Source organism: Pantoea sp. RCC30.1 (assembly GCF_058148845.1).
This window is the reverse complement of sequence record NZ_JBXUHX010000021.1, coordinates 61,897-71,859: the sequence shown is the minus strand read 5'-3', so window position 1 is coordinate 71,859 and position 9,963 is coordinate 61,897. Positions and strand designations below refer to the sequence as shown.

Genomic DNA, 9,963 nt, shown 5'->3' with positions numbered 1-9,963 from the left:
TACTGCACGCAGTACTCCCACACCCGGTAGCTGCCCGCCAGGCGCGTCTCCACGTTGACCCCGTACTCCTTCAGCAGCGTCTGCACAATCTGCGGCACCGTCTGGCTCTGGAATATGCGCAGGTTGCGGTCGCGCCGCATCGGCCACAGGTCCGGCTCCACCGTCAGCTGGTAGACCGCGTAGCGGGTGCCGCTCAGCTCCTGGCTGCGCACCGCCACCCGGGTGATTTTGCCGTTGAGGTAGCGCGGGCTCAGCGCGCTCATCAGGCCGTCGGTCGGCAGCGTAAACGTCACCGGTTTCCCCAGCAGGGCGTGGCGGTCGATGCGCGCGTCGGTGGCCAGCAGTTCGGCGGTGAGCACAAACGGACGGGACAGCGTCTCGGTGCCCGTGAGCGTGTGGAACAGCAGGCCGTCCGCCGGCAGCTGTGCAGTAATGCGTGAGAACATAAGTAATCCCTGACTATTAACTGTGTGGATCGAGCAACCAGACGCCTTCTTCGCTGATGTTCAGCGTCTGCTGGCGGGTGCCACTCTGGCCGCTGATGGCAAAGGTGTAGTTACCGGGTGCCAGTTGCAGCGTGGCGAAGCCATTCACCGCAGGTACCAGCGCCTGCGGCTGACCGTTCACCTGAACGCGTTCACCCTGCTGCAGACGGATATAGACCTGAGCAACCGGCGCGGGTGGCGGTGCCGGTTGAGGATCGGGTTCACGTGCGGCGGTCTGCACGGGCTCAGAAGTCTGAGCCGGAGTGCTGGTAACCGTTTCTGGCGGGGCGTCAGCCTGGGTCGGTGGTGCAGCCACCGGTTGGTTAACCGGCGCGACGGTGACGGCAGGTGCGCTGTTTTGCGCGACCTCAGCCGGAGCTGTCTGTTCATTACCGCGTGACACCAGCAGACCGGCGCACAGCCCGACCAGCACGCCAGCGGCAACCAGGCCCGGCAGCGCAAAGCGGTGTCCCAGCAGCGCTTTCAGCGGCGAGGCGGGTTTAGCGACCTCCTCTTTTTCTTCGATCGGCACCAGCATCGTGCCTGGCCCGCTCATTTTCGCACTGAGCAGCGGTTCCGGTTCACGTTCCGGCAGCGCCATCAGCACAGCAAAATCATCAATGCTCTGCGGACGATCTTCCGGTTTCAGCGCCAGCGCGCGATCGATGGCGCTGAGCAGCGCAGTCGAGAAGCCCGCCAGACGACGCTGCACCAGCGGCTGGTAGTTATCTTCGATGCTTCGCACCACGCTGACCGGTGGCGGCGCGCCGGTAATCAGCGTATGCAGCACCGCGCCCAGCGCGTAGATATCGGTCCATGCGCCCTGCTCGCTCTCGTCGTTGTCGCTGTACTGCTCAATCGGCGCATAGCCGGGGCGCAGCATGGTCTCACTCTCATCCGACAGGTTGCCGATGGTTTTACGCGCCGACCCGAAGTCCAGCAGAATCGGCTCGCCGCTGCTCTGAATCTGGATGTTATCCAGCGAGATATCGCGATGCAGATAACCCGCTTCATGGATGGTTTTGATCGCACCCAGCAGCGGTGGCAGCATGCGACGGATCCAGGCCTCATTCACCGACTGCGGATTACGTTCGCTGAAGTTCGAGAGCGTGGTGCCGCTGTAGAACACCGTGCCCATGTAGGCGGTGTCGTTCTGCACCCAGAAACGCAGCACATGCAGCAGGTTCGGATGATTAAAGCGCGCCAGCAGACGCGCCTCCTGAATAAAGCTGTTCAGTCCGGCGTGAAAGGTTTTGCTGAACCGTTCGCTGCGCAGCACCAGGTTGAGATCATCGCTACGGACCGCCAGGGAGGCGGGCATAAACTCTTTGATCGCGATATCACGCTCAAGCTGGTGATCCCAGGCGCGATAGACGATGCCAAAGCCGCCACCGCCGATGACCTCTTTGATTTCAAACTCATTGAAGCGGTAACCCAGCGGCAGGGCGTTGGGGACATTCAGGGGTTGATCATGTTCCGACATATTCGATTACTCTCTGATAGCCAGGCTTTAAACCGCGAACTGGCAGACAAATTCACCCTGCTCACAACGCACATCGACGCGGCGATAGCGTTCATCGCGGGCGTGGGCGCTCAGCAGGATCTGGCTCATCTGTGGCAACAGCGTGTTGGTGAGGATGGCATCCACCATGCGACCGCCCGACTCTACCTCGGTGCAGCGCTGAACGATCTGGCTGACCACCGACTCATCGATCTGCGCTTCAATGCCGTGGTTGTCGGCCAGACGACGCACAATGCGCGCCAGCTGCAGCCGCACAATCTCCGCCAGCATCGCGTCGCTGAGCGGGTAATACGGCACCACCAGCAGACGGCCCAGCAGCGCAGGCGGGAACACCTCCAGCAGCGGCTTACGCAGCGCGGTACTCAGGGCGTCGGGATCGGGCATCAGCTCAGGATCAGCGCACATCGCGCTAATCAGCTGCGTGCCGACGTTCGAGGTCAGAATGATGATGGTGTTGCGGAAATCGATGTGGCGACCTTCACCATCCTCCATCCAGCCTTTGTCAAACACCTGGAAGAACAGCTCATGCACATCCGGATGGGCTTTCTCAATCTCATCCAGCAGCACCACGCTGTAGGGACGACGACGAACGGCTTCGGTCAGCACGCCGCCTTCGCCGTAGCCAACGTAACCCGGTGGGGCGCCTTTGAGCGTCGAGACGGTGTGCGCCTCCTGAAACTCACTCATATTGATGGTGATGATGTTCTGCTCGCCGCCATACAGCGACTCGGCCAGCGCCAGCGCGGTCTCGGTTTTACCGACACCAGACGGGCCGCAGAGCATAAAGACGCCTGCAGGCTTGTTGGGGTTATCCAGGCGGGCGCGCGTAGTGCGTACCCGCTTCGCGATCAGCTCCAGACCGTGGCGCTGGCCGATGACGCGCTGGTTCAGGGTGTCAGCCAGATTCAGGACGGCGTCGATCTCATTCTTCACCATCCGGCCCAGCGGAATGCCGGTCCAGTCCGAGACCACGGCAGCCACCACACCCGCATCGACGGCGGCAAACAGCAGCGGCGTGTCGCCCTGCAGCGCCGTGAGTTGCTGCTGCGTCGCATCACGCTGTTCACGCAGCGCCGGATCCTCTTCGGTCACACAGCGGGCACGCAGCGTAATCAGCGTCTCAACCAGTTCACGCTCCTGCAGCCAGCGCTGTTGCAGCGCATCGCGTTCAGCTTCCAGAGCAGTGCGCTCTGCGGCAATCGCCTGCTGGCGGGTCACATCGCCAAGACCCACCCGGATTTCACGTTCAATGATCTCCGCTTCAATCTCCAGCGCGGCCAGACGGTGCAGGCAATCTTCCAGCGCAGCGGGCTGTGCACCCTGACTGACCGCCACGCGGGCGCAGGCAGTATCCAGCAGTGCCACCGCTTTATCGGGCAGCTGGCGCGCCGGAATGTAGCGATGCGACAGTTTTACCGCCGCAGTGACTGCATCATCCAGCAGCAGCACCCGATGATGTTTCTCCAGCGCGCTGACGGTACTGCGCAGCATCAGAATCGCTTTGGCTTCATCCGGCTCCTGCACCTGCACGGTCTGGAAGCGGCGGGTCAGCGCCGGATCTTTCTCGATGTACTTTTTGTATTCGGCCCAGGTGGTCGCGCCGATAGTGCGCAGCTGGCCGCGTGCCAGCGCCGGTTTCAGCAGGTTGGCGGCGTCGCCAGTGCCCTGCTGACCGCCTGCGCCGACCAGGGTGTGGATCTCGTCGACAAACAGCACAATCGGCGTCGGGCTGGACTGCACCTCATTGATCAGCGCCTGCAGTCGCGCTTCGAACTCCCCTTTCATCCCGGCACCCGCCTGCAGCAGGCCGATATCCAGCAGCCAGAGCTGCACATCGCGCAGCGGCGCAGGCACATCGCCCGCCGCGATACGCAGCGCGAGACCTTCCACCACCGCGGTTTTGCCGACGCCCGCTTCACCGGTCAGCAGCGGGTTGTTCTGACGACGACGCATCAGGATATCGACCATCTGGCGAATCTCATCGTCACGTCCGGTCACCGGATCGATGCGGCCGTCACGGGCGCGGGCGGTCAGATCCTGCCCATACTGTTCCAGTGTGCTGCCACCGGCCGCAGGCGGTGCGCCAGCGGCATCAGCGGGTGCACTCAGCGCCTGCTGCGCTTCTTTGCTGTTGCTGAGCAGTGAGTCGAACTCCGCCAGCAGCGCATCGGCATTGACGCGGCTGAACTGGCCGGAGATGCCTTTCAGTACGCTGGCCAGGTTGAAGGTTTTCAGCATGCCGATCAGCAGATGGCCGCCGCGAATGCGGGTCGCGCCATATTTCAGCGAGGCGTAAACCCACGCCCGCTCGACGGCGCTGTCGATATGCTCGGAGAGGTCGGAGACCGCACTGGCACCGCGCGGCAGGCGATCCAGCGCGGCGACAATGTCCTGAGTCAGGGCCTTTTCATCCAGTGAAAAATGTGTGATGACCTGCTGTAAGTCGCCATCCTGCTGCTGCATCAGCTGATGCAGCCAGTGCACCAGCTCAACATAAGGATTACCGCGCAGTTTGCAAAAGGCGGTGGCGCTTTCCAGCGAGGTAAATAACAGCGTATCCAGTTTGCCGAATAGCACGGCACGGCTGATTTCTGACATAGGGGGCTCTCTTCAATGAAAGATGCAGGCTGTGTAACAGGAAAAGCGGCTGGGCTAGCGCGAAGCAGCCTCAACCTCAAACATAAAATCTTCACGATCTTGCGGCTGCGGCATCTGCCCCAGCCAGCTGGTGTAGCCAAGCCGGGCGGTGCCGCCCAGCGCCACACCCTGCACCTCGTCTGCGGCCAGGATCAGGCTGAGATCCCACTGCATTTCGATACCGAGATAGTGGCGTACCCAGTCGCGCACTTCCTGCGCGCCGGGGGCATCCGGGAGAAAGCGGGCATACTGCGCGGCGCTGAGCGGTCCCAGATGAAGACGGAAACGGTGCTGCACATCGCGCACCGCCACCCCGAGAAACGCGGAGGCACCCAGACGGGGCATGTGGCGTCCCGCGCCGAGTCGGGCCTGATCGCGGCTATCCAGCGTCAGCCAGTGCGGCAGGTTCTGCGTCAGCCGGACCGGCACGCCAAAATAGTGGCGCAGAATCCGCACCAGCCCTTCGGCATCATGGCCGTGACGGCTGAGATGGCCCACCAGCATCAGCCGGGCATGGAGACTCAGCGAGCTGGCCTGCTGCTGGGCCGGTAAACCGATGCCGGCCAGACAGGCGAGATAGTTAAGGAAGCGGCTGTCGTCGGGACGATCCAGCGACACGGTCGGCTGCGCATCCGCCCAGGCGCGATAGAACAGCAGCGTGGCGCGGTGGTGAAACAGGTCGGCAAACGCTGACAGGCTGTGATCCTGATGATGCACGATGCGTTCGTGCACATATTCGGTCAGATGGGTCGGCAGCGGGCCGTTGGGGCCAAACAGGCCAAAGCTGTAGATCGACAGTTCATGACGTCCCGCCTCGTCACGCGGCGTGGCACTGGCGACAGTAGCGGGCGCAAACGCCAGTGATGGCGTCTGACCGATGCGCACCGATTCGAACTTCGGCAGCGGCGCACGGCCCAGCGGATAGCGCTGACCGCCCTGCGCATCCAGCCGCCGCAGCAGCTGGAACAGATCGTAGCGCCACGGCGCGGCCATCACTTTCTGCCAGAAATCATCCGGCAGTCGGGTCAGTCGCGGCAGCGTAATGACTTTTTCACCACTCATATCAGCGCTTTCCGGCCCATGCGCGGCGGCCAGTAGCCCACTTCCCCGCGCTGCTGGCTGTTCAGGGTGAACTCCGTGAAGCTGTTCAGTGCCACCAGTCGGCCACAGACCCGCTCCAGCACGCTGCCGAACAGCCACGGGCTGGCACCCGAAAACGCCTGCTCATCCACCTCCAGCGTGATGCTGACGCCGCGCGCAAACACCACCGGGCCAGGCTCCGGCACGCGGCGGTTGACCGCGCTGAGCGTGCAGTGCCGGATGCCGTCAATCTGACGGGCAACCGGCGCGTCCGCCAGATTGGCGTAGAGACTCAGCAACTGACGCAGCGCCGCCGCGCCTTCTCCGTCGCTGCTGTCCATCAGGCTGAGGTAGTTCATCTGCAGATGGCTGATCAGCCTCCAGGCCGAAAGGCCTTCCGCCAGCGCCGGACGCGGTGGCGTCGGCCCTTTGCACAGCTTCAGCTCCGACACCGGAATGGAGTCCGGCATCACGAAGTTGCCCTGATCCTGCTGCAGCATCAGCGGCAGATCGCGACTGGTGCACATCACCTCGGCAGAGAGATAGCGCACATCATCGCGCCACGGCGCGTGATGCTCATCGACCAGCGACAGAAAGACTTCTGAACCGATATAGCCGGTGCGCGTGCCGTAGCGCTGCGCCTGCTCTGACAGGGCGCGCTGTTCACGGCGTAGCGAGAAGTAGGCGCCGTAGTCACCCTGGTCGCCGCTGAAGGTGCTCCAGAACGGGCGGAAGACCTGCTCTTCCCGCTTGCCTTCCACGGTGGCGAACAGCCGTTGCACCGAGTGCACCTCATAATCCAGCGGCCGGATGTTATCCACCACCAGGTGATATTCATGCTGGCTGTCGCTGACCTTCAGACGCTCGGCGGTTTTCGGGAACAGATTGATGACCGGCGTGCAGTGCAGCGCCAGATGGCTGTGATCGATCACGCTTTCCAGCGCGCTGTCCGCTTTGTCGAGCAGGATGATGATGTCGAACGCCGTGGCGTTGTCGCAGCGGCGCAGAAACGGGCCAAGCTGACTCAGGCTGATAAACTGGAAACGTGCCGGAAAAGCGAAATACTCCTGCAACAGACGATAACCGTCGAAGTTGCGCAGATCGTCCGGCAGCAGCGCCTGCTCCGGCGCAAATCCCTCCTGCTGCAGGGCTTCATCTGTCAGCACCTGACGCTGCGGCCGTTTCTCTACTGACTGCAGCACGATGCCCACCCGGTGCTGCATCAGCAGCTCCAGCAGCTTCAGTGCCTGGATATCGGGGCCGCTGAGGAACAGCATCAGGTCGTCCACATTGAGCTGACTCAGCGAGGAGATCCCTTCACACGTAATGCGGATGCGCAGCGCACTGGACGCGCCCAGGCCCGTGAGTTTCAGCTCGCCAGAGGGCAGATCGCCCGGCACGCCGCCGAGGCTGGCTTCGCTGATCCGCAGCGGATGCAGCACCACATCGTGTGCGGTGGTGTAGCTGCAGGTCACCCCGGTTTTTTTCAGGTTCTGGCTCTCCATCATGGTGCCGCGCGGCACGCGGAAGCCCTGGGTGATGTCACCCTTGCGGCTGTCCGGCGTAAGCTGTGCGATGGCCATTGACGGCGTCGGCGAGAGATAAGATGGCGCAATCATCTCCAGCAGACGCTGCGAGAAGCGCGGAAACTCCGCATCCATCTTGAGCTGCACGCGCGACGTCAGGAAGGCGAACCCCTCCATCAGTCGTTCTACATAGGGGTCCGCCACGTCGATACCGTGCATGCCGAGACGTCCCGCCACTTTAGGGTAACGCGTGGCAAACTCCGCCCCCATCTCGCGCAGATAGGCCAGTTCACGGTTGTAGTAGTCGAGCAGATTGCTGTCCATGATTACCCTGCATCCTGAAGTTCGAAATGGCCGCTCTCCAGATCAACCTGAGTGCGGAACAGAAACGCCAGCGGATAAGGCACGCACCAGAGCCGCCCTTTGATCTCAATCGACAGCACGTTGTGCAGGCTGAGCGAGCCGAGATCGCTGACGCAGCGCACCTGCAGACCCTGCGGCAGAATGCGCGGCTCAAAGTGCAGAATGGCGTTAGTCATTTTGCGCTGCATATCCTGCCATTCGATATCAGAGACGTTCTGCCCGGCCAGCGGTGCCACGCCGAAGTTCCAGACCGAGCGCTGCACCTGATCGAAGCCGCTGAGATCCTGCTGCGCTTCATTATTAATGGTGTTGAAGAGCCACTGCAGATCGCGCAGTACGTGGCGGCGCAGCGTGCTGTGGCTGATCAGCATGCTGTTCTCCGCCTCCTGCTGCTTGTCCGGCGCGTTGTCAGTCAGGCGATCCAGCAATGAGGATTGCAGCTTGTCGCGGGCGGTTAATGCGTCACGCTTTTTGCGCGCGCGAAAGCCGCCATGCAGCTGGGCATAGCCGTCATTGTGCGCACCAGAATCATGACTCATCGGCGGACTCAACGTTGTCGAAGGCGACCTGCTGCAGGCTCAGCAGCGAGAATTCCGCACTGTCGCTGAGCCACATTTTTTGCCCCTGACCGATGAACTGGTCCGGATCGTCGCCCAGTGGCTGCCATTCGGTGACGCTGGCGCGCAGAAAACGCTCGTCTGATTCAGCCCGCAGCGGATAACGCGCCGGGATCTGACACACCTGCTCGCTGCCATCCACCAGCTGCACACGCGTGTGACGCCACACCAGATCGGTGACGCTGGCGGGTGCCTGAAACTGCATCTCACGAATGGCGGCAAACGGGATCCAGTAATAACGGCCCTGACTGATGACTTCACACACTGGCCCGAAACGGCTGTCACCATCCATCAGCCAGCTGAATGCGATGGACTGATCCTGCTGCGTCGCGGTGCCGGGATTGGCAGCCGCGAGCGCCAGTGCTTCAGCCCGAAGTGCGCTGCCGCGTGCAACATCACCCGCGGTTTCGGCCTGCAGGGCTGCCAGCAGCGTGTCGCACCAGTGCCAGGCGCTGCCAGGCAGCACCGGATCAGCCTCGCCACGCAGCACCGCGTCACGCTGCAGCTCGCCGGCGATCGCCTGTTGCAGGAGATTAACGGTCGGTTGCGCCTGCGGACTTAACGCCAGCCAGGATTGCAGCTGCGTCTGCGCGCGCGACCAGTTACCTGAAAGACAGAGCAACTGTACAAAGGCGGCCCGCAGGTCAGCATTCGCCGGATTCGCCTGAATCTGGCGGGTCACATCAGCGAGCGTCTCGCCGAGGGTGGCGCTGGCCAGACGGTGTTGTAAGGATTCCATGCAAACTCCTTTTGCGTCAGTTAAGGGTGCGGTAGACCGCAGCGGCGGGATCTTTCAGTTCAGGATGCAGTTTTTCCACCAGCTGCACGCTCAGCGCGGCATCACCGCTTACCCACGGGGACCAGACTTTGCGCACTTCCTGCAGACGCGCCTGCAGCGCACTCTGATCGGCGGCTTCGCTGACGGGCATCTGCACGACCACCTGACGCGTTGCCTGCCAGCCGTTAAAGCGGTTGATGAACGGCAGAACCAGCCAGCTGTCCGGGGATTTTTCGTTGCTCAGCACCATGCGCTCGCTGTTGACCGTGGTGATGTGCAGTTCAGCGGTGGGCGACTGACTGCTCAGCCCTATCACCGGGAAGCCCTGCAGGAAGGTCACGCCAACGGCGGCCGGTGCACCGTTACCCTGCTGCGTCAGGCGGCTGTGTCCGCTGAGCCAGCCATCGGAACCGCAGACCAGACCCTGTTTTGCCGGAACAAACAGCGCGCTGCCCTGCGCCGGATGCTGCCACCATGTACGGAAATGACAGCCGTCAAGCAGGCTGAATTGCAGCCAGGGCGAGGTATCCGCCTGTGCGGCGTTGCGCAGTGCATCAGCGGGCACGGCCGCCGTGGTTGGCTGTGGCTGTTGCTGCGGTGCAGGCGGCGTCACCACGGTTTTCCACTGCTGCGATCGGGCGGCGCTGCCGGTAGCGATTTCATTGCCCTCTGCATCCGTCAGCTGCCAGTGCAGCTGCTGCAACGGTTTACACTGCGTCGCCATCAATCCGGCTACCCGTGGCAGAAACTCTTTTAAGACCGTTGGGGTTTTCTCACCCAGCGTGACGATGCGCAGGTTAATGGTGCTGTTACACCAGCTCGACAGCTGATTGTTTTTAACGTCATCGATCCAGACATCCAGTTTCTGTGCCGGGGACTGTACGATGCGATAGTTTTCAGCATAAACCTGCGTGCTGAGCAGCAACGCAGCCAGACCCAGTAATCCATATTTCAT

Annotated in this window: 8 protein-coding genes; all 8 read right to left on the bottom strand. The window is 62.3% G+C overall.

The window, feature by feature from the left end:
- Positions 1–446: contractile injection system protein, VgrG/Pvc8 family (locus AC2LB6_RS17615; RefSeq protein ID WP_490094459.1), on the bottom strand; the 446-nt coding region annotated here is incomplete at its 3' end.
- Between the two features lie 16 nt (positions 447–462).
- Positions 463–1,968, bottom strand: coding sequence for a serine/threonine protein kinase (locus tag AC2LB6_RS17610; protein ID WP_490094458.1), 1,506 nt, complete (start codon positions 1,966–1,968; stop codon positions 463–465).
- Positions 1,969–1,995: 27 nt separating this feature from the next.
- The gene (gene tssH, locus AC2LB6_RS17605) at positions 1,996–4,605 is read right to left on the bottom strand and encodes a type VI secretion system ATPase TssH (protein ID WP_490094457.1); all 2,610 of its coding nucleotides are present in this window, start codon (positions 4,603–4,605) and stop codon (positions 1,996–1,998) included.
- A 54-nt stretch (positions 4,606–4,659) separates the two neighbouring features.
- On the bottom strand, positions 4,660–5,706 hold the full coding sequence (gene tssG, locus AC2LB6_RS17600) for a type VI secretion system baseplate subunit TssG (protein ID WP_090962003.1): 1,047 nt from the start codon (positions 5,704–5,706) through the stop codon (positions 4,660–4,662).
- Positions 5,703–7,574 carry a type VI secretion system baseplate subunit TssF gene (tssF, locus tag AC2LB6_RS17595; RefSeq protein ID WP_490094456.1) on the bottom strand — a complete coding sequence of 624 codons (1,872 nt, stop codon included), beginning with the start codon at positions 7,572–7,574 and terminating at the stop codon, positions 5,703–5,705. Before tssF ends, tssG begins: the two co-directional genes overlap by 4 nt.
- 2 nt (positions 7,575–7,576) lie before the next feature.
- Complete coding sequence (gene tssE / locus AC2LB6_RS17590; protein ID WP_003853285.1) at positions 7,577–8,152, bottom strand: type VI secretion system baseplate subunit TssE; 576 nt, start codon at positions 8,150–8,152, stop codon at positions 7,577–7,579.
- Positions 8,142–8,969 (bottom strand): type VI secretion system accessory protein TagJ, encoded by an 828-nt coding sequence (locus AC2LB6_RS17585; RefSeq protein WP_490094455.1) that lies wholly within the window; start codon positions 8,967–8,969, stop codon positions 8,142–8,144. Before AC2LB6_RS17585 ends, tssE begins: the two co-directional genes overlap by 11 nt.
- A gap of 16 nt (positions 8,970–8,985) precedes the next feature.
- Positions 8,986–9,963: a hypothetical protein gene (locus AC2LB6_RS17580; protein ID WP_490094454.1), complete on the bottom strand. Its 978-nt coding sequence runs from the start codon at positions 9,961–9,963 to the stop codon at positions 8,986–8,988.

Bases quoted from the DNA above. Each gene is read 5' to 3' on its own strand.
- tssE (WP_003853285.1), bottom strand. From the start codon at position 8,152: ATGAGTCATGATTCTGGTGCGCACAATGACGGCTATGCCCAGCTGCAT.
- tssH (WP_490094457.1), bottom strand. From the start codon at position 4,605: ATGTCAGAAATCAGCCGTGCCGTGCTATTCGGCAAACTGGATACGCTG.
- AC2LB6_RS17610 (WP_490094458.1), bottom strand. From the start codon at position 1,968: ATGTCGGAACATGATCAACCCCTGAATGTCCCCAACGCCCTGCCGCTG.
- tssF (WP_490094456.1), bottom strand. From the start codon at position 7,574: ATGGACAGCAATCTGCTCGACTACTACAACCGTGAACTGGCCTATCTG.
- AC2LB6_RS17580 (WP_490094454.1), bottom strand. From the start codon at position 9,963: ATGAAATATGGATTACTGGGTCTGGCTGCGTTGCTGCTCAGCACGCAG.
- AC2LB6_RS17585 (WP_490094455.1), bottom strand. From the start codon at position 8,969: ATGGAATCCTTACAACACCGTCTGGCCAGCGCCACCCTCGGCGAGACG.
- tssG (WP_090962003.1), bottom strand. From the start codon at position 5,706: ATGAGTGGTGAAAAAGTCATTACGCTGCCGCGACTGACCCGACTGCCG.